The organism is Kocuria rosea, assembly GCF_023715525.1.
Lineage (GTDB): Bacteria > Actinomycetota > Actinomycetes > Actinomycetales > Micrococcaceae > Kocuria > Kocuria rosea_A.
In genome coordinates, this window is record NZ_JAMBOG010000007.1 from 113,591 (window position 1) to 133,615 (window position 20,025).

Below are 20,025 nucleotides of genomic sequence, written 5' to 3' on the forward strand. Positions count from 1 at the left end.
AACACCGTGGCACTTGACGTGCTTACCGACCTCAAGAAGGTCCGCAACATCGGCATCATGGCCCACATCGATGCCGGCAAGACCACCACCACCGAGCGCATCCTGTTCTACACCGGTATCTCCCACAAGATCGGCGAGACCCACGATGGTGCCTCCACCATGGACTGGATGGCGCAGGAGCAGGAGCGCGGCATCACCATCACGTCGGCCGCGACGACCTGCTACTGGCACGACAACCAGATCAACATCATCGACACCCCCGGTCACGTGGACTTCACGGTCGAGGTCGAGCGCTCCCTGCGCGTGCTCGACGGCGCCGTCGCGGTCTTCGACGGCAAGGAGGGCGTCGAGCCCCAGTCGGAGACCGTCTGGCGCCAGGCCGACAAGTACGACGTCCCCCGCATCTGCTTCGTCAACAAGATGGACAAGCTGGGCGCCGACTTCTACTTCACCGTCGACACCATCATCAACCGCCTCGGTGCCAAGCCGCTGGTGATGCAGCTGCCGATCGGCTCCGAGTCCGCCTTCACCGGCGTCGTGGACCTGCTGACCATGAAGGCCTTCGTGTGGCCGGGCGACGCCAAGGGCGACGTCTCCATGGGCGCCAAGTACGAGATCCAGGAGATCCCGGCCGACCTCCAGGAGAAGGCCGAGGAGTACCGCAACCAGCTGGTCGAGACGGTGGCCGAGTCCACCGACGAGCTCATGGAGAAGTACCTCGGCGGCGAGGAGCTCACCGTCGAGGAGCTCAAGGCCGGCATCCGCCAGCTCACGATCTCCTCGCAGGCCTACCCGGTGCTGTGCGGCTCCGCGTTCAAGAACCGCGGTGTGCAGCCGATGCTCGACGCCGTCATCGACTTCCTGCCGTCCCCGCTGGACGTCCCGAACGTCGAGGGCCACGCCCTGAACGACGAGGAGGAGATCCTCACCCGTCCGGTCGACGCCAGCGCGCCGTTCTCGGCCCTGGCGTTCAAGGTCGCCACCCACCCGTTCTACGGGCAGCTGACCTACATCCGCGTCTACTCCGGCAAGGCCGGCAACGGCGACCAGGTGCTGAACTCCACCAAGGGTAAGAAGGAGCGCATCGGCAAGCTGTTCCAGATGCACTCCAACAAGGAGAACCCGGTCGACACGATCCAGGCCGGTCACATCTACGCCGCGATCGGGCTCAAGGACACCACCACCGGTGACACCCTGTGCGACCTGCAGAACCCGATCGTGCTCGAGTCGATGTCCTTCCCGGACCCCGTGATCTCCGTGGCCATCGAGCCGAAGACCAAGGGCGACCAGGAGAAGCTGTCCGTCGCCATCCAGAAGCTCTCCGCCGAGGACCCCACGTTCACCGTGTCCCTCAACGAGGAGACCGGCCAGACCGAGATCGGCGGCATGGGCGAGCTCCACCTGGACATCCTGGTGGACCGCATGAAGCGCGAGTTCAAGGTCGAGGCGAACGTCGGCAAGCCGCAGGTGGCCTACCGCGAGACGATCAAGAAGGCCGTCGACAAGATCGACTACACGCACAAGAAGCAGACCGGCGGCTCCGGCCAGTTCGCCAAGGTGCAGGTGGCCTTCGAGCCGATCCCGCTGGACGCCGAGGAGCTCTACGAGTTCGACAACAAGGTCACCGGTGGCCGCGTTCCGCGCGAGTACATCCCCTCCGTGGACGCCGGCATCCAGGACGCGATGCGTCTCGGCATCCTCGCCGGGTACCCGGTCGTGGGCGTCAAGGCCACGCTGCTCGACGGCGCCTACCACGACGTCGACTCCTCCGAGATGGCGTTCAAGATCGCCGGCTCCATGGTCTTCAAGGAGGGCGCCCGCAAGGCCCAGCCGGTTCTGCTCGAGCCGCTGATGGCCGTCGAGGTGCGCACCCCCGAGGAGTACATGGGCGAGGTCATCGGCGACCTGAACTCCCGCCGCGGCCAGATCCAGTCCATGGAGGACGTCACCGGCGTGAAGCTGGTCAAGGCGCTCGTGCCGCTGTCCGAGATGTTCGGCTACATCGGCGACCTGCGCTCCAAGACCCAGGGCCGCGCCGTGTACTCGATGCAGTTCGACAGCTACTCGGAGGTCCCCAAGGCCGTCGCCGAGGAGATCGTCCAGAAGAACCGCGGCGAGTAAGGCACCACCCCTCGGCTCCGGCCGGGAATTTCATCAAACAACCACAGCCCACGTAGACTTGCAGAGGTTTCAGTACTGCTGATCGCCTCAGATCCCCCCGGAACCCACGCGGCGGGGACATGCTGAGCAAGTTTCCACACATGTTCTAGGAGGAACAACCATGGCGAAGGCCAAGTTCGAGCGCACCAAGCCGCACGTCAACATCGGCACCATCGGCCACGTCGACCACGGCAAGACGACGCTCACGGCTGCCATCTCCAAGGTCCTGCACGACAAGTACCCGGACCTCAACGAGCAGCGCGACTTCGGCGCCATCGACTCCGCTCCGGAGGAGAAGCAGCGCGGTATCACCATCAACATCGCGCACATCGAGTACCAGACGGAGAAGCGGCACTACGCCCACGTGGACGCCCCGGGCCACGCCGACTACGTCAAGAACATGATCACCGGTGCGGCGCAGATGGACGGCGCCATCCTGGTGGTCGCGGCCACCGACGGCCCCATGGCCCAGACCCGCGAGCACGTGCTGCTCGCCCGCCAGGTGGGCGTGCCCTACCTGCTCGTGGCCCTGAACAAGTCCGACATGGTCGACGACGAGGAGCTGCTGGACCTCGTCGAGATGGAGGTGCGCGAGCTCCTCTCCGACCAGGGCTTCGACGGTGACGACGCCCCGGTCGTGCGCGTCTCCGCGCTCAAGGCCCTCGAGGGCGACCCGGAGTGGGTCTCCAAGATCGAGGAGCTCATGGACGCCGTGGACGAGTCCGTCCCGGACCCCGTCCGCGAGATGGACAAGCCGTTCCTCATGCCGATCGAGGACGTCTTCACCATCACCGGTCGCGGCACCGTGGTGACCGGCCGTGCCGAGCGCGGCACCCTGCCGATCAACTCCGAGGTCGAGATCGTCGGCATCCGCCCGGTCCAGAAGACCACCGTCACCGGCATCGAGATGTTCCACAAGCAGATGGACGAGGCCATGGCGGGCGAGAACTGCGGCCTGCTGCTGCGCGGTCTCAAGCGTGACGACGTCGAGCGCGGTCAGGTCGTGTGCAAGCCGGGTTCCATCACCCCGCACACCGACTTCGAGGCGAACGTCTACATCCTCTCCAAGGAGGAGGGCGGCCGTCACAACCCGTTCTACTCGAACTACCGTCCGCAGTTCTACTTCCGGACCACCGACGTCACCGGCGTCATCACCCTGCCGGAGGGCACCGAGATGGTCATGCCCGGTGACAACACCGAGATGACCGTCGCGCTCATCCAGCCGATCGCGATGGAGGAGGGCCTCGGCTTCGCCATCCGCGAGGGCGGTCGCACCGTCGGCTCCGGCCGCGTGACCAAGATCATCAAGTAGGTCCTCCCGGGCTCACCGACGATCGGCAGAACCCCCCGTCGCCTCGCGCGGCGGGGGGTTCTCGCACGTCCGGACCCGCACGGCCCGTGCCGCCGGCCGTGCGTGCGGCTGCCGGCCCCGGCGCGCCGGCGCCCCGCCGCTGCCGCCGCCGGCGGGGGAGGCGTGCGTTTGCACCGGGCCGGGATCTCTGGCAGGATGGACGACGTTGTTCAAGCGCCGACGTGTGCTCTCAGCGGTTCGAACCGGCGAGTCCCCAGGACGGGCCTCCGAAGCAGAACCGAGGGCCAGCAGCCCGAGACGCTGCCACGTACGGACCACATACAGCCCGCCCCGACAGATGGATCCGGTGCGCCCTCGTGTGCTGCACGAGGCGACACGCCCGAGTTCGGGGGTCGGTGCTCCAGCAGGGTGAGGAACCCGGGTTCCCCGGATTCAGCCTGCGTGGAGCGGCGCCCGCACCTCGGCGCCATGTACAAGGAGCGCGAGCTCCGTCACAGGGAAGTACTTGAAGAAAGAGAGTCACGACGCCATGGCGGGACAGAAAATCCGCATCCGGCTGAAGTCTTATGACCACGAGGTCATCGACGTCTCGGCCCGGAAGATCGTTGAGACGGTGACGCGCGCAGGCGCCACGGTGGTCGGCCCCGTGCCGCTGCCGACGGAGAAGAACGTGTACTGCGTCATCCGCTCGCCGCACAAGTACAAGGACAGCCGTGAGCACTTCGAGATGCGCACCCACAAGCGGCTGATCGACATCATCGACCCCACGCCGAAGGCCGTCGACTCGCTCATGCGGCTCGACCTGCCGGCCGACGTGAACATCGAAATCAAGCTGTAAAGAGGATCGCATCCCAATGACTACCACTTTCGAACGCCAGGTGAAGGGCCTGCTGGGCACGAAGCTCGGCATGACCCAGGTCTGGGACGAGAACGGGAAGTTCGTGCCGGTGACCGTCGTCAAGGCGGACTCCAACGTCGTGACCCAGCTGCGCAACCAGGACCGTGACGGCTACTCGGCCGTGCAGATCGGGTACGGTGCGATCGACCCCCGCAAGGTGACCAAGCCGCTGGCCGGTCACTTCGAGAAGGCCGGCGTGACCCCCCGCCGCCACGTCGTCGAGCTGCGCACGGCCGACGCCGAGTCGTACGAGCTCGGCCAGGAGCTCTCCGTCGAGCTCTTCGAGGCCGGCCAGAAGGTCGACGTCATCGGCACCACCAAGGGCAAGGGCACGGCCGGTGTGATGAAGCGTCACGGCTTCTCCGGCGTCGGCGCCTCCCACGGTGCCCACAAGAACCACCGCAAGCCGGGATCCATCGGCGGCGCGTCCTACCCCGCTCGCGTGTTCAAGGGCATGCGCATGGCGGGCCGCATGGGCAACGCGCGGCACACGACCCAGAACCTCACCGTTCACGCCGTGGACGCCGAGAACTCCCTGCTGCTCATCAAGGGCGCCCTGCCGGGCCCCAAGGGTTCGGTCGTCCTCGTCCGCACCGCAGTGAAGGGAGCCTGACACCATGGCAACTCAGACCGTCAACGTCGACCTGCCCGCCGAGATCTTCGACGTCCAGACCAACGTGCCGCTGCTGCACCAGGTCGTCGTCGCTCAGCTGGCCGCGGCCCGCCAGGGCACGCACAAGACCAAGAACCGCGCCGAGGTCTCCGGCGCCGGCCGCAAGCCCTTCAAGCAGAAGGGCACCGGCCGCGCCCGCCAGGGCTCGATCCGCGCCCCGCACATGACCGGCGGTGGCGTCGTGCACGGCCCGACCCCGCGCGACTACAGCCAGCGCACCCCCAAGAAGATGAAGGCCGCCGCCCTGCGCGGTGCCCTGTCCGACCGGGCGCGCAACAACCGCATCCACGTCGTGGAGTCCATCGTCGAGGGCACCGTCCCGAACACGAAGGCCGCCCAGGCGACGCTGCGCGGGCTGACCGACCGCAAGAACCTGCTGGTCGTCCTGGCCCGCACGGACGACGCGGCCGCCCTGTCGATCCGCAACCTGGCCGACGTCCACACCATCTACGCGGACCAGCTCAACACGTACGACGTGCTGGTCTCCGACGACGTGGTCTTCACCCGGGCCGCCTACGAGTCCTTCGTGGCCGCGGCCAGCAAGAAGAAGCAGGAGGACGCCAAGTGAGCGCGACCAGCATCAAGGACCCCCGCGACGTCATCATCGCCCCCGTCGTCTCGGAGAAGTCCTACGGGCTCATCGACGAGGGTCGCTACACGTTCTTCGTGGCGACCGACGCGAACAAGACCGAGATCAAGTACGCCGTCGAGCAGGTCTTCGGCGTCAAGGTCGAGTCCGTGAACACCATCAACCGTGCCGGCAAGCGGAAGCGCACGCGCTTCGGCTGGGGTCAGCGCAAGGGCACCAAGCGTGCCGTTGTGACCCTCAAGGAAGGCACCATCGACATCTTCGGCGGTCCGCTCGCCTGAGCGGAGACCACTTTAACGAGGAACTGACACCATGGCTATCCGCAAGCACAAGCCGACAACCCCGGGCCGTCGCGGCTCGTCCGTTGCCGACTTCGCAGAAATCACGCGCACGACCCCCGAGAAGTCGCTGGTCCGGCCGCTGCCCAAGAAGGGCGGGCGCAACAACGCCGGCCGCATCACCACCCGGCACAAGGGCGGCGGGCACAAGCGCCAGTACCGCGTCATCGACTTCCGTCGCCACGACAAGGACGGCGTCGACGCCAAGGTCGCGCACATCGAGTACGACCCGAACCGCACCGCGCGCATCGCGCTGCTGCACTACGTGGACGGCTCCAAGCGCTACATCGTCGCGCCGAACAAGCTGTCCCAGGGCGACATCGTCGAGTCCGGCCCCGGTGCCGACATCAAGCCCGGCAACAACCTGCCGCTGCGCAACATCCCCGTCGGCACCGTGATCCACGCCGTCGAGCTGCGCCCGGGCGGCGGCGCCAAGCTGGCCCGCTCGGCCGGCGCGTCCGTGCAGCTCGTCGCGAAGGAGGGCAAGTACGGCCAGCTCCGTCTGCCCTCCGGCGAGATCCGCAACGTCGACGTGCGCTGCCGCGCGACCGTCGGCGAGGTCGGCAACGCCGAGCAGTCGAACATCAACTGGGGCAAGGCCGGCCGCAACCGCTGGAAGGGCATCCGCCCGACCGTCCGTGGTGTGGTCATGAACCCGGTCGACCACCCGCACGGTGGTGGTGAGGGCAAGACCTCCGGTGGCCGCCACCCGGTCAACCCCAACGGCAAGCCCGAGGGCCGCACCCGTCGCCCCAACAAGGAGAGCGACAAGCTCATCGTCCGCCGTCGTCGTACCGGCAAGAACAAGCGCTAAGGAGCCTGACACATGCCACGCAGCCTGAAGAAGGGCCCTTTCGTCGATCAGCACCTTTTCCTGAAGGTCGCCAAGGAGAACGACAAGGGCACCAAGAACGTCATCAAGACGTGGTCCCGCCGCTCGATGATCGTCCCCGACATGCTCGGGCACACGATCGCCGTGCACGACGGACGCAAGCACATCCCCGTGTTCATCACCGAGTCGATGGTCGGGCACAAGCTCGGCGAGTTCGCTCCCACGCGGACCTTCCGCGGCCATGTGAAGGACGACAAGAAGGGCAAGCGCCGCTGATCCTCACGGATCGCGCAGCGTGAGCACTTCGAGAAGACGAGAGAAGGAAAGCAATGGAAGCCAAGGCATCTGCGCGCTACATCCGCGTGACGCCTATGAAGGCCCGGCGCGTCGTCAACCTGATTCGTGGCCAACAGGCGAATGAGGCTCTGGCGATTCTGAAGTTCGCCCCCCAGGGCGCTTCGGAGCCGGTGTTCAAGGTCCTCCAGTCGGCCGTCGCCAACGCGCGGCAGCTGGCGGACCGTGACGGCCGGCCGTTCAAGGAGGAGGAGCTCTTCGTGAGCGAGGCCTTCGTCGACGAGGGCCCGACCATGAAGCGGTTCCAGCCGCGTGCCCAGGGGCGCGCCTTCCGCATCAACAAGCGCACGAGCCACATCACCGTGATCGTGGCGACCCCGGAGATCGAGGAGGTCCGCTAAGTGGGACAGAAGATCAACCCGCACGGGTTCCGGCTGGGCATCACCACCGACCACGTGTCGCACTGGTACGCGGACTCCACCAAGGAGGGCCAGCGCTACAAGGACTACGTCCGCGAGGACGTGAAGATCCGCCAGCTCATGTCCACGGGCATGGAGCGCGCCGGCATCTCCAAGGTCGAGATCGAGCGCACCCGTGACCGCGTGCGGGTGGACATCCACACCGCCCGCCCGGGCATCGTCATCGGCCGCCGCGGCGCCGAGGCCGACCGCATCCGCGGCGAGCTCGAGAAGCTCACCGGCAAGCAGATCCAGCTGAACATCCTCGAGGTCAAGAACCCCGAGATCGACGCCCAGCTGGTCGCGCAGGGTGTCGCCGAGCAGCTCGCCTCCCGCGTGGCGTTCCGCCGCGCCATGAAGAAGGCCATCCAGTCGGCGCAGCGCGCCGGCGCCAAGGGCATCCGGATCCAGTGCTCCGGCCGCCTCGGCGGGGCCGAGATGAGCCGCTCGGAGTTCTACCGCGAAGGCCGTGTGCCCCTGCACACCCTGCGCGCGAACATCGACTACGGGTTCTTCGAGGCCAAGACCACCTTCGGCCGCATCGGCGTGAAGGTCTGGATCTACAAGGGCGACCTCACCTCGAAGGAACTGGCGGCCCAGCAGGCCGCCGCCCCGTCCCGTGGCCGCGGCGGCGACCGCGACCGCCGCGGCGGCCCCGGGGAGCGCCGCGGCGGCGCCGGTGAGCGCCGTCGCACCGACCGTAACGACCGTGGCGGGCGCCGTGAGCGTCCCGACGCCACCGCCTCGCAGGCCCCGGCCGCCGAGGCGACCAACGCAGAGGGTGGTAAGTAAATGCTCATCCCACGTCGTGTGAAGTACCGCAAGCAGCACCACCCCAAGCGGTCCGGTGCTGCCAAGGGCGGCACCACCGTCGCCTTCGGCGAGTGGGGCATCCAGGCGCTCACGCCGGCCTACGTGACGAACCGTCAGATCGAGGCCGCCCGTATCGCCATGACCCGCCACATCAAGCGTGGCGGCAAGGTCTGGATCAACATCTACCCGGACCGTCCCCTGACCAAGAAGCCCGCCGAGACCCGCATGGGTTCCGGTAAGGGCTCGCCCGAATGGTGGGTCGCCAACGTCAAGCCCGGCCGCGTGATGTTCGAGCTCTCCGGTGTCTCCGAAGAGGTCGCACGCGAGGCCCTGCGCCTGGCGATCCACAAGCTCCCGATGAAGGCACGTATCGTGCGTCGCGAAGGTGGTGAATGAGAATGGCTGTTGGATCCAAGGATCTGAACATCGAGAACCTCGCGGCCCTCGACAACGACTCTCTGGGTGAGGCGCTGCGCAAGGCCAAGGAGGAGCTGTTCAACCTCCGCTTCCAGTCCGCAACCGGTCAGCTCGAGAACAACGGCCGCCTCAAGGCCGTCAAGCGCGACATCGCCCGCATCTACACGGTGCTGCGCGAGCGCGAGCTCGGCATCCGGCCCCAGGCCGAGTCCGCCGAGACGACCGCCGAGAACACCTCCGAGGAGGACGCCAAGTGACCGAGCAGATCAACACCGGCGCCGAGCAGGCCGCCGAGCGCGGTGACCGCAAGACCCGCCGCGGCTACGTGGTCTCCGACAAGATGGACAAGACCGTCGTCGTCCAGCTGCAGGACAACGTCAAGCACGCCCTGTACGGCAAGGTCATCCGCCGCTCGTCGAAGGTCAAGGCCCACGACGAGGCCAACACGGCCGGCGTCGGCGACCTCGTCCTGATCTCCGAGACCCGTCCGCTGTCCGCCACCAAGCGGTGGCGGATCGTGGAGATCATCGAGAAGGCCAAGTAGGCCAAGCAGGACAAGCAGGCGGCTCCGGCCCCGCTGGAACCGCCCCGGCACGACGGCCCGCTCCTCCTCCGAGGGGCGGGCCGTCGTCCGTTGCCGGCCGCGCACAGGCCCTCCGGTCTGTGCTAGGCTGGTGAGCTTGTATGGGCCAATTCGTCTGCCCGTACGACCCACAGCTCTTCGTGCCAGCGCATAATGACCGCGTGCAGGGCGCCCCCGTGCCACCTGGTGGCGGGTTCAGATGCTCCTGGCATGGAGGGCTGGGCCCGGTCCGGCGTGCGACGCCGGGGGAGGGCACATCATCCGACAAGCTGTTCCGCAAGGCCCGCACCGTGCTCTCGATCGGTGTTGGAACCGGCGTGACGACAGGAGTAATCAGTGATTCAGCAGGAGTCGCGACTGAAGGTCGCCGACAACACGGGTGCGAAGGAAATCCTGACCATCCGCGTTCTCGGTGGATCCGGACGTCGCTACGCAGGCATCGGCGACATCATCGTCGCCACCGTCAAGGACGCGATCCCGGGCGGGAACGTCAAGAAGGGCGACGTGGTCAAGGCCGTCATCGTCCGTACCAAGAAGGAGCGCCGTCGTCCGGACGGCTCCTACATCAAGTTCGACGAGAACGCCGCAGTGATCCTGAAGAACGACGGGGACCCCCGTGGCACTCGCATCTTCGGCCCCGTGGGCCGCGAGCTGCGCGACAAGAAGTTCATGAAGATCATCTCGCTGGCTCCGGAGGTGCTCTGACCATGGCGAAGTTCAAGATCAAGACCGGTGACCTGGTGCAGGTCATCTCGGGCAGCAAGGACAACAAGGGCAAGCAGGGCAAGGTCCTGCGCGTGTTCCCGGAGACGTCCCGCGTGCTCGTCGAGGGCATCAACGTCGTGACCCGCCACCGCAAGGCCTCCATGCAGGGCGAGGCCGGCGGCATCGAGAAGGTCGAGGCCCCGATCCACGTGTCCAACGTGGCGCTCGTGGACCCGGAGACCAAGAAGCCGACCCGCGTCGGCTACCGCACCGAGACCGTGGAGCGCGACGGGCGCCAGAAGACCGTCCGCGTCCGCGTCTCCAAGAGCACCGGCAAGGACCTGTGATGAGCGAAACCACCGAGATCAGCGTGTCCCCGCGCTTCAAGGCCAAGTACCAGGAGACCGTCGTTCCCGCGCTGCAGGAGCAGTTCTCCTACGCCAACGTCATGGAGATCCCGCGCGTCGTCAAGGTCGTCGTGAACATGGGTGTCGGTGACGCCGCCAAGGACTCCAAGCTCATCGACGGCGCCGTGCGCGACCTCACCGCGATCACCGGCCAGAAGCCGCTCGTGACCCGGGCCAAGAAGTCCATCGCGCAGTTCAAGCTGCGCGAGGGCATGCCGATCGGCGCGCACACCACGCTGCGCGGCGACCGCATGTGGGAGTTCCTCGACCGCCTGGTGACCCTGGCCCTGCCGCGCATCCGCGACTTCCGCGGTCTGTCCGACCGCCAGTTCGACGGCAACGGCAACTACACCTTCGGCCTCACCGAGCAGTCCATGTTCCACGAGATCGACCAGGACCGGATCGACCGCGTCCGCGGCATGGACATCACGGTGGTCACCACCGCGAAGACCGACGACGAGGGCCGTGCGCTGCTGAAGGCGCTCGGGTTCCCCTTCAAGACCAACTAATCCTGCTACGTTCCAGGTCCGCACCGAGCGCCCCCGGCGCCGGCGGAAACCGGGACGAGGAAGGGCACGTGCCCCCAAAATGACAATGACAGATCCTGTTGCGGACATGCTGACGCGTCTGCGCAACGCCAACTCCGCCTACCACGACTCCGTGAGCATGCCGTACTCCAAGCTCAAGGCCCGCGTGGCGGACATCCTCAAGGCCGAGGGCTACATCGCGGACTGGACGGAGGCGCCGGCCGAGGTCGGCAAGACCCTCACCCTGTCCCTGAAGTTCGGCCCCAACCGTGAGCGCTCGATCGCGGGCGTCCGGCGCATCTCCAAGCCGGGCCTGCGCGTCTACGCCAAGTCCACCAACCTCCCCAAGGTTCTGGGCGGCCTGGGCATCGCCATCCTGTCCACCTCCTCCGGGCTGCTGACCGACAAGCAGGCCGCGAAGAAGGGCGTGGGCGGCGAAGTCCTCGCGTACGTCTGGTAACCCGGAACAGAAAGGAAGAGAACATGTCACGTATCGGACGTCTCCCCATCTCTGTGCCGGCCGGTGTGGAGGTCACGGTCGACGGCAACGTCGTCGCCGTCAAGGGCGCCAAGGGCGAGCTGCGGCACACCGTCGCCAGCCCCATCGCCGTGGTGCTGGAGGACAGCACCCTCACGGTCACCCGGCCGAACGACGAGCGGGAGTCCCGCTCGCTGCACGGCCTCACCCGCACCCTGATCGCCAACATGATCCAGGGCGTCACGCAGGGCTACAGCAAGGGCCTCGAGATCGTGGGCACCGGCTACCGCGTGGCGGCCAAGGGCCAGGACCTCGAGTTCGCCCTCGGCTACAGCCACCCGATCACCTTCAAGGCCCCGGACGGCATCTCGTTCACGGTCGAGGGCGTCAACCGGCTGACCGTCAACGGCATCGACAAGCAGCAGGTCGGCGAGGTCGCCGCGAACATCCGCAAGCTGCGTGCCCCCGAGCCCTACAAGGGCAAGGGCGTGCGGTACGCCGGCGAGCAGATCCGCCGCAAGGCCGGAAAGGCTGGTAAGTAATCATGGCTCTGAAGATCAAGGGCAAGTCCAAGGCTGCCGCCCGCAGCCGCCGCCACGTGCGCGTGCGCAAGCACCTCACCGGCACCGCGGCCCGCCCGCGCCTGGTGGTCAACCGCTCGGCCCGCCACATGTTCGTCCAGGTCGTCGACGACACCAAGGGTGTCACCGTCGCCTCGGCGTCCACCATGGAGGCCGACCTGCGCGGCGCCGACGCGGACAAGACCGCGAAGGCGAAGCGCGTGGGCGAGCTCGTGGCCGAGCGCGCCAAGGCCGCCGGTGTCGAGGCCGTCGTGTTCGACCGCGGCGGCAACAAGTACCACGGTCGCGTGGCGGCCGTCGCCGACGGCGCCCGCGAGGGAGGTCTGGCACTGTGAGCGAGCAGAACAACGAGAAGGAAACCCAGGTGACCGAAGCCAGCACTGCCTCCACGGAGGCGACCGGGGCCCAGCAGAGCACCGACGCCAACCGCTCCCAGGACTCCCGCGGCGACCGCGGGGGCCGGGGCGAGCGCGGCGGTCGCGGTGAGCGCGGCGGTCGTGGTGGCCGCGGCGGTCGCGAGGAGGAGAAGGACAAGTTCCTCGAGCGCGTCGTGACCATCAACCGCGTGTCGAAGGTCGTCAAGGGCGGCCGTCGCTTCAGCTTCACCGCCCTCGTCGTCGTCGGCGACGGCAACGGCATGGTCGGTGTCGGCTACGGCAAGGCCAAGGAGGTGCCGGCCGCGATCTCCAAGGGTGTCGAGGAGGCGAAGAAGAACTTCTTCCGCGTCCCCCGCATCGAGGACCGCACCATCCCGCACCGTGTGCAGGGCGAGGCCGCTGCCGGTGTCGTCATGCTGCGCCCGGCCACCCCGGGTACCGGTGTGATCGCCGGTGGTCCGGTCCGCGCCGTGCTCGAGTGCGCCGGCATCCACGACGTGCTCTCCAAGTCCCTGGGCTCGTCGAACCAGATCAACATCGTGCACGCAACCATCGAGGCGCTCCGTCAGCTCGAGGAGCCGGCGGCCGTCGCGGCGCGCCGCGGCCTGCCCATCGACGAGGTCGTTCCCGGTCCGTTGCTGCGCTCGATCCAGAAGGCAGGTGCCTGATGTCCGGCAAGCGTATCCAGCCCGACGGCGCGGAGCTGCGGATCACGCAGATCCGTTCCGTGGTCGGCCAGAAGCAGAACATGCGTGAGACCCTGCGCTCGCTCGGCCTGAAGCGGCCCGGCCACGTGGTCGTCCGCAAGGCCGACGGCGTGACCGCGGGCATGGTCAACACCGTCGCCCACCTGGTCAAGGTCGAGGAGGCCAAGTAACCATGGCAGAGAACACTGCTGAGAACAACGAGAAGGTGCACGCACTGAAGGTGCACCACCTGCGTCCGGCACCGGGCGCCAAGACCGCGAAGACCCGTGTGGGTCGCGGTGAGGGCTCCAAGGGCAAGACCGCCGGCCGCGGCACCAAGGGCACCAGCGCCCGGTACCAGGTCAAGGCGGGCTTCGCGGGCGGGCAGCTGCCGCTGCACATGCGGCTGCCGAAGCTGCGCGGGTTCAAGAACCCGTTCCGCGTGGAGTACCAGGTGGTCAACCTGGACAAGCTCACCGAGCTGTACCCGCAGGGCGGCGACGTGACCGTCGACTCGCTCGTGGCCAAGGGCGCGGTCCGCAAGAACCAGCCCGTCAAGGTCCTGGGCTCCGGCGAGATCGCGGTCGCGGTCAACGTGAAGGCGCACGCCTTCTCCGGCTCCGCCGCCGAGAAGATCGCCGCCGCCGGCGGCAGCACCACCGCGCTGTGAGCGCGGGCCGCGGGACCGGGCGCGCCCCGGTCCCGCGGCGCGCGGGTCAGGCCCCGTCCACGCCAGCGTGGGCGGGGCCTGACCCGTACCGGCGGGCCGGCGCCCCTCGCGCCGCGGCCCGCCGCGCCGACGCGCACCTCCGGCCGGGGGCCCGTGCGCGGTGCGTTCGCTAGACTTGGCCCGGAGTCGTCCGTGCCCGCCCGCGCGCGGACGGGAACCGAGCTCCCGCCCACACCACCTACGCGGCCGGATCCCGGTCGGACCCAGTCTCTAGGAGGACATGTGCTCAGCGCTTTCGGACGGGCGTTGCGAACCCCCGACCTGCGACGCAAGCTGGGGTTCACCCTCGCCCTCATCGTGCTCTACCGCCTGGGCACGTTCATCCCGGCGCCGGGCGTGGACTACGCCAACGTGCAGCAGTGCCTCGACCTGGGGACCACCACGGGCGGCGTCTACGACATGGTCAACCTCTTCAGCGGCGGCGCCCTGCTGCAGCTGTCCATCTTCGCCCTGGGCGTGATGCCCTACATCACGGCGAGCATCATCGTGCAGCTGCTGCGCGTGGTGATCCCGCGCTTCCAGGAGCTGCACGAGGAGGGGGCGCAGGGCCAGACCAAGCTCACCCAGTACACGCGCTACCTGACGATCGGGCTGGCGCTGCTCAACGCGACCACCGTCGTCTCGCTCGCCCGCTCGGGCGCGCTGCTGGGCAACTGCCCCCTGCCGATCATCCCGGACGACACGGTCCTCACCGTGGTCATCATGGTCATCACCATGACCGCGGGCACCGCGATCATCATGTGGCTCGGCGAGCGGATCACGGAGCGGGGCGTCGGCAACGGCATGTCCCTGCTGATCTTCACGTCCATCGCGGCGACGTTCCCGGCCGCGCTCGGCGAGATCCTGCGCACCCGGGGGTGGGGCGTGTTCCTCACCGTGCTCGCCGTGGGGCTCGTGGTGATCACCTGCGTCGTGTTCGTGGAGCAGTCCCAGCGCCGCGTGCCCGTCCAGTACGCCAAGCGCATGGTGGGCCGCCGCACGATCGGCGGGACCACGACCTACATCCCGCTCAAGGTCAACATGGCCGGCGTCATCCCGATCATCTTCGCGTCCTCGATGCTGATGCTTCCGGGCATGCTCGCCCAGTTCGGGATGCCCGACGACGGCAGCGACGTCCCCGGCTGGGTCAACTGGATCAACACCTACCTGGTCTCCGGGGACCACCCCGTCTACATGGCGCTGTACTTCCTGATGATCGTGTTCTTCACGTACTTCTACGTGTCGATCACCTTCAACCCGGAGGAGGTCTCCAACAACATGAAGCGCTACGGCGGGTTCATCCCGGGGATCCGCGCCGGGCGGCCCACCGAGAAGTACCTGCAGTACGTGCTGAGCCGCATCACGTTCCCGGGGGCCCTGTACCTCGGCATCGTGTCGATGATCCCGCTGATCGCCCTCGTGGTGGTCGACGCCAACCAGAACTTCCCGTTCGGCGGGCCCTCCCTGCTGATCATGGTGGGCGTGGGCCTGGACACCGTGAAGCAGATCGAGGCCCAGCTGCAGCAGCGCCACTACGAGGGCCTGCTGCGCTGAGCCGGACGGCGCCCGGTCCGGCCCGCGCGGAGTCCGGGCGGCCCGGGCCGGTCGCGGACCGGCCGCTAGACTGGGCCCGCAGCCATCACCGACCGCAAGGAGACTCCATGACCCGCATGCTCATCATCGGCCCCCCCGGCGCAGGCAAGGGCACCCAGGCCGTGCGCATCTCGGAGAAGCTGGGCGTCCCGGCGATCTCCACCGGTGACATCTTCCGGGCCAACATCAAGGAGCAGACCGAGCTCGGGCGCGAGGCCAAGGGCTACATCGACGCCGGCGACCTCGTGCCCGACTCCGTGACCAACCGCATGGTGCGCGCCCGCCTCGCGGAGACCGACACCGCCGACGGCTTCCTGCTCGACGGCTACCCGCGCAACGCCGCGCAGGTGACGGAGCTCGACTCGATCCTCGCCGAGCTGGGCCACGACCTCGACGTCGTCCTCCAGCTGACCGCCGACACCGACGAGCTCGTGCAGCGGCTGCTGGGCCGCGCGCAGAAGGAGGGGCGGACCGACGACACCGAGTCCGTCATCCGCCACCGACTCGATGTCTACGACGCCGAGACCGCTGTCGTCGTCGACCTCTACGACCAGCGCGGGATCGTCCGCGAGGTCGACGGGCTCGGGTCCGTCGACGAGGTCACCGACCGCATCATGGCGGTGCTCTCCTGAGAGCCGCCCCGCATTGACCGCACCGTGACACCCCCGGACCGACCCGGGGGTCTCACGTTTAACACACGACCGTCCGCCCGCGGCTCCCGGGGGCGGCGGACGGGAAGGACCACCGCATGTTCGGCCGCCGCCGGATCGAGTACAAGACCAACGTTCAGCTGCGCGCCATGCAGCGCGCCGGGGTGGTGACCTCGCGTGCCCTCGACGCCGCCGTGGCCGCCGCCGTGCCCGGGGCCACCACCGCCTCCCTCGATGGGGTGTTCCGCTCCGTCCTCGAGGAGCACGGGGCCACCTCGAACTTCCTCGGCTACTTCGGCTACCCCGCCACCGTGTGCGTGTCGGTCAACGACGTCGTCGTCCACGGCATCCCGGGGGAGCAGGTGCTCGCCGCGGGGGACATCCTCTCCATCGACGGCGGCGCGATCGTCGACGGCTGGCACGGGGACTCGGCGCGCACCGTGCTCCTCGGCCGGGCCGACCCCGCGGACGCCGAGCTGTCCGAGGTCACCCGCCAGGCCATGTGGCGCGGGATCGCCGCCGTGGCCACCGGCACCCACGTGGGCGACATCGGCGCGGCCGTCGAGGACTACGTGCGCGAGGTCTCCGGGCACCGCTTCGGCATCCTCGAGGAATACGTGGGCCACGGGATCGGTTCCAAGATGCACATGGCTCCCGACGTCCTCAACTTCCGCAGCAACGACCGCGGGCCCCGGCTGAAGGCCGGGATGGCGCTGGCGATCGAGCCCATGCTCGTGCGCGGGGGGATCGGCACGCGCGTGCTGGACGACGACTGGACCGTGGTCACCACCGACGGCGCCCGCTCCAGCCAGTGGGAGCACTCCGTCGCCCTGCACACCGAGGGCATCTGGGTGCTGACCGCCGAGGACGGCGGCGCCTCCGAGCTGGAGCCTCTCGGCGTCACGCCCGTCCCCGTCCCCGAGGACTGACCGGCCCACCGCCCGACCGGGGGCCACCACCGCACGAGCCACCACCGCACGAGGAGAACCACGTGTCCGCGACACCCATCGAGCTCACGGTCCGCCCGAAGCCCGGCCAGCTGACCTTCACCGCGCCCCGCCGCGGCAAGCCGCCCCGGCACATCGCCGACTTCGACATGGCCGGGCGCCGCGAGTTCCTGGCCGAGCTGGGGCACAAGCCGTTCCGCGCCGGCCAGCTCTCCCGGCACTACTTCGACCGGCTCGCCGTGGACGCCGCGGACATGACCGACCTGCCGGCGGAGGGGCGCGAGGAGCTCGTCGCCCAGGCCATGCCGCCGCTGCTGTCGACCGTGCGCACCCTCGAGGCGGACCAGGGGGCCACGCTCAAGAGCGTGCACCGGCTCTTCGACGGCGCCACCGTCGAGTCGGTGCTCATGCGCTACCCCAACCGGGTGACGATGTGCATCTCCTCCCAGGCCGGGTGCGGGATGAACTGCCCCTTCTGCGCGACCGGCCAGGCGGGGCTGACCCGCAACCTCTCCACCGCCGAGATCGTCGAGCAGGTCGTGCAGGGCGCGCGCCTGCTCCGCGGCGGGCGCGTGGGGCGGGCGGAGCAGGAGCCGCTGCGCGTGTCCAACATCGTGTTCATGGGCATGGGGGAGGCGCTGGCCAACTACAAGGCCTCGATCGGGGCCGTGCACCGGCTCATCGACCCGTCCCCGGAGGGCCTCGGCCTCTCGGCCCGCGGCATCACCATGTCCACCGTGGGCCTGGTGCCCGGCATCCGGAAGTTCACCCAGGAGAAGCTGCCGGTCACGCTCGCCCTGTCCCTGCACGCCCCGGACGACGAGCTGCGGGACGAGCTCATCCCCATCAACACCCGGTGGAAGGTCGACGAGGCGCTCGACGCCGCCCGCGACTACTACGACGCCACCGGCCGGCGCGTGTCCATCGAGTACGCGCTCATCCGCGACATCAACGACCACGGCTGGCGCGCCGACCTGCTGGGGGAGAAGCTCAACGCCCGCGGCACCGGCTGGGTGCACGTCAACCCCATCCCGCTCAACCCCACCCCCGGGTCCAAGTGGACGGCCTCCCGCCCCGGCGTCGAGCAGAACTTCGTGGAGCGGCTGCGCGCCCACGGGATCCCCACGACCGTGCGCGACACCCGCGGCTCCGACATCGACGGTGCGTGCGGACAGCTCGCCGCGACCGTCTGAGCGTCGCCGCCCCGCCGGGCGGGGCGACCGCGGGAGCCCGCCGCGTTGCGGCGGGCGCCCGTGATCGCGTAGAGTGTTCTGTTGGTTGTCTGTGCTCAAGCGATTCCGCACTTCTCGGACCACGCCGACCCCTCTCCGCTCCACGAACGGTGATGGTGCACGCGTACGGGTCCGTTGCGGCGTTTAACGAACTGGAAGACCTGAAAACCTGCCCGTCGCCCCGGCGGGGGGCACCTGAAGTTAGCGGAGGATATGGCCAAGAAAGACGGAGTCATCGAGATCGAAGGCACTGTGGTCGAGGCTCTGCCCAACGCGATGTTCCGCGTTGAGCTGAACAACGGTCACCTGGTCCTCGCCCACATCTCGGGCAAGATGCGCCAGCACTACATCCGGATCCTGCCTGAGGACCGTGTGGTGGTGGAGCTGAGCCCGTACGACCTCACCCGCGGTCGTATCGTCTACCGCTACAAGTAGGACCGGCGGTCGGGCAACCGGCCGTCCTACGCACCACCACTCAAGAGAACGACGCGAAGGAATGCGATGAAGGTCCAACCGAGCGTGAAGCCGATCTGCGACAAGTGCAAGGTGATCCGCCGCAACGGCCGGGTCATGGTGATCTGCGAGAACCCGCGCCACAAACAGCGTCAGGGCTGAGCCCCCGACCTGTCCCACGCAAGTGGATTGACGAAGGCACCGCTCCCGACCGGAGAGATCCAGGCGGGTGCCCCCGGTACAGAGGCCGGGGACCGGCGGCCGGACACGACGTCCGCGACCGGGCAGCGATGCTCAAGACCTCTGGAGAACAACAAGGAGAACCGCCGATATGGCTCGTCTCGCAGGCGTTGACCTTCCCCGTGAGAAGCGGCTGGAAGTAGCGCTCACCTACATCTACGGCGTGGGCCGCACCCGCGCGCACGAAACCCTCGAGGCCACCGGCATCTCGGGCAACCTGCGCGTGCGCGAGCTCACCGATGCCCAGCTCGTGGAGCTGCGCGACTACATCGAGGGCAACTACAAGGTTGAGGGCGACCTCCGCCGCGAGGTGGCCGCCGACATCCGACGCAAGGTCGAGATCGGCAGCTACCAGGGTCTGCGGCACCGTCGCGGCCTGCCGGTGCACGGTCAGCGCACCAAGACCAACGCGCGCACCCGCAAGGGCCCGAAGCGCACGGTCGCCGGCAAGAAGAAGTAGCCGGCTGCCGCTCGTGCGACCGGACCCGCGGGTCCCCCGAGCGGCCCACCACCACTCTTCGCTCTTCCTGAACACTTTGTAGGAGAACTCCATGCCCCCGAAGACTCGCGCAGCGGCTTCTCGCAAGCCCCGTCGCAAGGACAAGAAGAACGTCGTCCAGGGCCAGGCCCACATCAAGTCGACGTTCAACAACACCATCGTCACCATCACCGACCCCACCGGCGCCGTCCTCTCCTGGTCCTCCGCCGGCGAGATGGGTTTCAAGGGCTCGCGCAAGTCCACCCCGTTCGCCGCCCAGATGGCCGCCGAGGCCGCCGCCAAGCGCGCGCAGGAGCACGGCGTGCGCAAGGTCGACGTGTTCGTCAAGGGCCCGGGCTCCGGGCGCGAGACCGCCATCCGCTCCCTGCAGGCCACCGGCCTCGAGGTCGGCTCCATCTCGGACGTCACCCCGAGCGCGCACAACGGGTGCCGCCCGCCGAAGCGCCGCCGCGTCTGATGCGAGTGCGCCGACCGGGTCCCGTGGCACACGGGGCCCGGTCGGCGTGCCGACAACGGACCGCGCACCGGTCCGCACCCATCAACTGTTTTCCACCACCTGCGCGCGTCATATAGC

At 68.4% G+C, this 20,025-nt stretch carries 30 protein-coding genes; all 30 read left to right on the forward strand.

Going from position 1 to position 20,025, the window contains the following annotated elements; translation table 11 throughout:
• Positions 1 to 6 precede the first annotated feature (6 nt).
• Entirely contained in the window at positions 7 to 2,121 is a 2,115-nt protein-coding gene (gene fusA / locus M3185_RS07025) for an elongation factor G (RefSeq protein ID WP_251332954.1), read from the forward strand.
• Between the two features lie 160 nt (positions 2,122 to 2,281).
• Positions 2,282 to 3,472 (forward strand): elongation factor Tu, encoded by a 1,191-nt coding sequence (tuf, locus tag M3185_RS07030; protein ID WP_251332955.1) that lies wholly within the window; start codon positions 2,282 to 2,284, stop codon positions 3,470 to 3,472.
• A gap of 529 nt (positions 3,473 to 4,001) precedes the next feature.
• Positions 4,002 to 4,310 (forward strand): 30S ribosomal protein S10, encoded by a 309-nt coding sequence (rpsJ, locus tag M3185_RS07035; protein WP_003803825.1) that lies wholly within the window; start codon positions 4,002 to 4,004, stop codon positions 4,308 to 4,310.
• Between the two features lie 16 nt (positions 4,311 to 4,326).
• Positions 4,327 to 4,983 carry a 50S ribosomal protein L3 gene (gene rplC, locus M3185_RS07040; RefSeq protein ID WP_251332956.1) on the forward strand — a complete coding sequence of 219 codons (657 nt, stop codon included), beginning with the start codon at positions 4,327 to 4,329 and terminating at the stop codon, positions 4,981 to 4,983.
• Between the two features lie 4 nt (positions 4,984 to 4,987).
• Entirely contained in the window at positions 4,988 to 5,611 is a 624-nt protein-coding gene (gene rplD / locus M3185_RS07045) for a 50S ribosomal protein L4 (protein ID WP_251332957.1), read from the forward strand.
• Positions 5,608 to 5,913, forward strand: a complete 306-nt coding sequence (gene rplW / locus M3185_RS07050) for a 50S ribosomal protein L23 (protein WP_251332958.1) — start codon at positions 5,608 to 5,610, stop codon at positions 5,911 to 5,913. Before rplD ends, rplW begins: the two co-directional genes overlap by 4 nt.
• Positions 5,914 to 5,944: 31 nt before the next feature.
• Positions 5,945 to 6,784 (forward strand): 50S ribosomal protein L2, encoded by an 840-nt coding sequence (gene rplB, locus M3185_RS07055; RefSeq protein WP_251332959.1) that lies wholly within the window; start codon positions 5,945 to 5,947, stop codon positions 6,782 to 6,784.
• Between the two features lie 12 nt (positions 6,785 to 6,796).
• Positions 6,797 to 7,078: a 30S ribosomal protein S19 gene (gene rpsS, locus M3185_RS07060; RefSeq protein ID WP_017833300.1), complete on the forward strand. Its 282-nt coding sequence runs from the start codon at positions 6,797 to 6,799 to the stop codon at positions 7,076 to 7,078.
• A 53-nt stretch (positions 7,079 to 7,131) separates the two neighbouring features.
• Entirely contained in the window at positions 7,132 to 7,497 is a 366-nt protein-coding gene (gene rplV, locus M3185_RS07065) for a 50S ribosomal protein L22 (protein ID WP_251332960.1), read from the forward strand.
• On the forward strand, positions 7,498 to 8,346 hold the full coding sequence (gene rpsC, locus M3185_RS07070; RefSeq protein WP_251332961.1) for a 30S ribosomal protein S3: 849 nt from the start codon (positions 7,498 to 7,500) through the stop codon (positions 8,344 to 8,346).
• On the forward strand, positions 8,347 to 8,763 hold the full coding sequence (gene rplP / locus M3185_RS07075) for a 50S ribosomal protein L16 (protein WP_058859358.1): 417 nt from the start codon (positions 8,347 to 8,349) through the stop codon (positions 8,761 to 8,763).
• 2 nt (positions 8,764 to 8,765) lie between these two features.
• Positions 8,766 to 9,041: a 50S ribosomal protein L29 gene (gene rpmC, locus M3185_RS17120; protein WP_285859579.1), complete on the forward strand. Its 276-nt coding sequence runs from the start codon at positions 8,766 to 8,768 to the stop codon at positions 9,039 to 9,041.
• The gene (gene rpsQ / locus M3185_RS07085; protein WP_308222179.1) at positions 9,038 to 9,328 is read left to right on the forward strand and encodes a 30S ribosomal protein S17; all 291 of its coding nucleotides are present in this window, start codon (positions 9,038 to 9,040) and stop codon (positions 9,326 to 9,328) included. The genes rpmC and rpsQ overlap by 4 nt, the downstream gene beginning before the upstream one ends.
• Before the next feature lie 375 nt (positions 9,329 to 9,703).
• Positions 9,704 to 10,072, forward strand: a complete 369-nt coding sequence (gene rplN, locus M3185_RS07090) for a 50S ribosomal protein L14 (RefSeq protein ID WP_017833306.1) — start codon at positions 9,704 to 9,706, stop codon at positions 10,070 to 10,072.
• 2 nt (positions 10,073 to 10,074) lie between these two features.
• Positions 10,075 to 10,419, forward strand: a complete 345-nt coding sequence (rplX, locus tag M3185_RS07095) for a 50S ribosomal protein L24 (protein WP_251332962.1) — start codon at positions 10,075 to 10,077, stop codon at positions 10,417 to 10,419.
• Positions 10,419 to 10,988, forward strand: coding sequence for a 50S ribosomal protein L5 (gene rplE, locus M3185_RS07100; RefSeq protein ID WP_251332963.1), 570 nt, complete (start codon positions 10,419 to 10,421; stop codon positions 10,986 to 10,988). Before rplX ends, rplE begins: the two co-directional genes overlap by 1 nt.
• 79 nt (positions 10,989 to 11,067) lie before the next feature.
• Positions 11,068 to 11,466: a 30S ribosomal protein S8 gene (gene rpsH / locus M3185_RS07105; RefSeq protein ID WP_251332964.1), complete on the forward strand. Its 399-nt coding sequence runs from the start codon at positions 11,068 to 11,070 to the stop codon at positions 11,464 to 11,466.
• Positions 11,467 to 11,489: 23 nt separating this feature from the next.
• On the forward strand, positions 11,490 to 12,026 hold the full coding sequence (rplF, locus tag M3185_RS07110) for a 50S ribosomal protein L6 (protein ID WP_251332965.1): 537 nt from the start codon (positions 11,490 to 11,492) through the stop codon (positions 12,024 to 12,026).
• A 2-nt stretch (positions 12,027 to 12,028) separates the two neighbouring features.
• The gene (gene rplR / locus M3185_RS07115) at positions 12,029 to 12,400 is read left to right on the forward strand and encodes a 50S ribosomal protein L18 (protein ID WP_251332966.1); all 372 of its coding nucleotides are present in this window, start codon (positions 12,029 to 12,031) and stop codon (positions 12,398 to 12,400) included.
• Entirely contained in the window at positions 12,397 to 13,110 is a 714-nt protein-coding gene (gene rpsE, locus M3185_RS07120) for a 30S ribosomal protein S5 (RefSeq protein ID WP_251332967.1), read from the forward strand. The genes rplR and rpsE overlap by 4 nt, the downstream gene beginning before the upstream one ends.
• Positions 13,110 to 13,319 (forward strand): 50S ribosomal protein L30, encoded by a 210-nt coding sequence (gene rpmD / locus M3185_RS07125; RefSeq protein ID WP_251332968.1) that lies wholly within the window; start codon positions 13,110 to 13,112, stop codon positions 13,317 to 13,319. The genes rpsE and rpmD overlap by 1 nt, the downstream gene beginning before the upstream one ends.
• A gap of 2 nt (positions 13,320 to 13,321) precedes the next feature.
• The gene (gene rplO / locus M3185_RS07130) at positions 13,322 to 13,798 is read left to right on the forward strand and encodes a 50S ribosomal protein L15 (protein ID WP_251332969.1); all 477 of its coding nucleotides are present in this window, start codon (positions 13,322 to 13,324) and stop codon (positions 13,796 to 13,798) included.
• A gap of 282 nt (positions 13,799 to 14,080) precedes the next feature.
• Positions 14,081 to 15,391 (forward strand): preprotein translocase subunit SecY, encoded by a 1,311-nt coding sequence (secY, locus tag M3185_RS07135; protein WP_251332970.1) that lies wholly within the window; start codon positions 14,081 to 14,083, stop codon positions 15,389 to 15,391.
• Positions 15,392 to 15,498: 107 nt separating this feature from the next.
• On the forward strand, positions 15,499 to 16,062 hold the full coding sequence (locus tag M3185_RS07140; RefSeq protein ID WP_251332971.1) for an adenylate kinase: 564 nt from the start codon (positions 15,499 to 15,501) through the stop codon (positions 16,060 to 16,062).
• Positions 16,063 to 16,178: 116 nt separating this feature from the next.
• Positions 16,179 to 17,009 carry a type I methionyl aminopeptidase gene (gene map / locus M3185_RS07145; protein WP_251332972.1) on the forward strand — a complete coding sequence of 277 codons (831 nt, stop codon included), beginning with the start codon at positions 16,179 to 16,181 and terminating at the stop codon, positions 17,007 to 17,009.
• Positions 17,010 to 17,071: 62 nt separating this feature from the next.
• The gene (rlmN, locus tag M3185_RS07150) at positions 17,072 to 18,220 is read left to right on the forward strand and encodes a 23S rRNA (adenine(2503)-C(2))-methyltransferase RlmN (RefSeq protein ID WP_251332973.1); all 1,149 of its coding nucleotides are present in this window, start codon (positions 17,072 to 17,074) and stop codon (positions 18,218 to 18,220) included.
• A gap of 252 nt (positions 18,221 to 18,472) precedes the next feature.
• On the forward strand, positions 18,473 to 18,694 hold the full coding sequence (infA, locus tag M3185_RS07155; RefSeq protein WP_017833319.1) for a translation initiation factor IF-1: 222 nt from the start codon (positions 18,473 to 18,475) through the stop codon (positions 18,692 to 18,694).
• Positions 18,695 to 18,760: 66 nt separating this feature from the next.
• Entirely contained in the window at positions 18,761 to 18,874 is a 114-nt protein-coding gene (gene rpmJ / locus M3185_RS07160) for a 50S ribosomal protein L36 (RefSeq protein ID WP_017833320.1), read from the forward strand.
• Positions 18,875 to 19,043: 169 nt separating this feature from the next.
• Entirely contained in the window at positions 19,044 to 19,412 is a 369-nt protein-coding gene (gene rpsM, locus M3185_RS07165; RefSeq protein ID WP_251332974.1) for a 30S ribosomal protein S13, read from the forward strand.
• A gap of 91 nt (positions 19,413 to 19,503) precedes the next feature.
• Positions 19,504 to 19,908 (forward strand): 30S ribosomal protein S11, encoded by a 405-nt coding sequence (gene rpsK, locus M3185_RS07170; protein WP_251332975.1) that lies wholly within the window; start codon positions 19,504 to 19,506, stop codon positions 19,906 to 19,908.
• The last annotated feature ends 117 nt before the right edge of the window (positions 19,909 to 20,025 follow it).

Bases quoted from the DNA above. Each gene is read 5' to 3' on its own strand.
- map (WP_251332972.1), top strand. From the start codon at position 16,179: ATGTTCGGCCGCCGCCGGATCGAGTACAAGACCAACGTTCAGCTGCGC.
- rplX (WP_251332962.1), top strand. From the start codon at position 10,075: ATGGCGAAGTTCAAGATCAAGACCGGTGACCTGGTGCAGGTCATCTCG.
- rpmD (WP_251332968.1), top strand. From the start codon at position 13,110: ATGTCCGGCAAGCGTATCCAGCCCGACGGCGCGGAGCTGCGGATCACG.
- rplR (WP_251332966.1), top strand. From the start codon at position 12,029: ATGGCTCTGAAGATCAAGGGCAAGTCCAAGGCTGCCGCCCGCAGCCGC.
- rplP (WP_058859358.1), top strand. From the start codon at position 8,347: ATGCTCATCCCACGTCGTGTGAAGTACCGCAAGCAGCACCACCCCAAG.
- infA (WP_017833319.1), top strand. From the start codon at position 18,473: ATGGCCAAGAAAGACGGAGTCATCGAGATCGAAGGCACTGTGGTCGAG.
- rplO (WP_251332969.1), top strand. From the start codon at position 13,322: ATGGCAGAGAACACTGCTGAGAACAACGAGAAGGTGCACGCACTGAAG.
- M3185_RS07140 (WP_251332971.1), top strand. From the start codon at position 15,499: ATGACCCGCATGCTCATCATCGGCCCCCCCGGCGCAGGCAAGGGCACC.
- rpsK (WP_251332975.1), top strand. From the start codon at position 19,504: ATGCCCCCGAAGACTCGCGCAGCGGCTTCTCGCAAGCCCCGTCGCAAG.
- rplE (WP_251332963.1), top strand. From the start codon at position 10,419: ATGAGCGAAACCACCGAGATCAGCGTGTCCCCGCGCTTCAAGGCCAAG.
- rpmC (WP_285859579.1), top strand. From the start codon at position 8,766: ATGGCTGTTGGATCCAAGGATCTGAACATCGAGAACCTCGCGGCCCTC.
- rplC (WP_251332956.1), top strand. From the start codon at position 4,327: ATGACTACCACTTTCGAACGCCAGGTGAAGGGCCTGCTGGGCACGAAG.
- rpsM (WP_251332974.1), top strand. From the start codon at position 19,044: ATGGCTCGTCTCGCAGGCGTTGACCTTCCCCGTGAGAAGCGGCTGGAA.
- rplF (WP_251332965.1), top strand. From the start codon at position 11,490: ATGTCACGTATCGGACGTCTCCCCATCTCTGTGCCGGCCGGTGTGGAG.
- tuf (WP_251332955.1), top strand. From the start codon at position 2,282: ATGGCGAAGGCCAAGTTCGAGCGCACCAAGCCGCACGTCAACATCGGC.
- rplD (WP_251332957.1), top strand. From the start codon at position 4,988: ATGGCAACTCAGACCGTCAACGTCGACCTGCCCGCCGAGATCTTCGAC.
- rpmJ (WP_017833320.1), top strand. From the start codon at position 18,761: ATGAAGGTCCAACCGAGCGTGAAGCCGATCTGCGACAAGTGCAAGGTG.
- rplB (WP_251332959.1), top strand. From the start codon at position 5,945: ATGGCTATCCGCAAGCACAAGCCGACAACCCCGGGCCGTCGCGGCTCG.
- rpsS (WP_017833300.1), top strand. From the start codon at position 6,797: ATGCCACGCAGCCTGAAGAAGGGCCCTTTCGTCGATCAGCACCTTTTC.
- rplV (WP_251332960.1), top strand. From the start codon at position 7,132: ATGGAAGCCAAGGCATCTGCGCGCTACATCCGCGTGACGCCTATGAAG.
- rpsH (WP_251332964.1), top strand. From the start codon at position 11,068: ATGACAATGACAGATCCTGTTGCGGACATGCTGACGCGTCTGCGCAAC.
- rpsJ (WP_003803825.1), top strand. From the start codon at position 4,002: ATGGCGGGACAGAAAATCCGCATCCGGCTGAAGTCTTATGACCACGAG.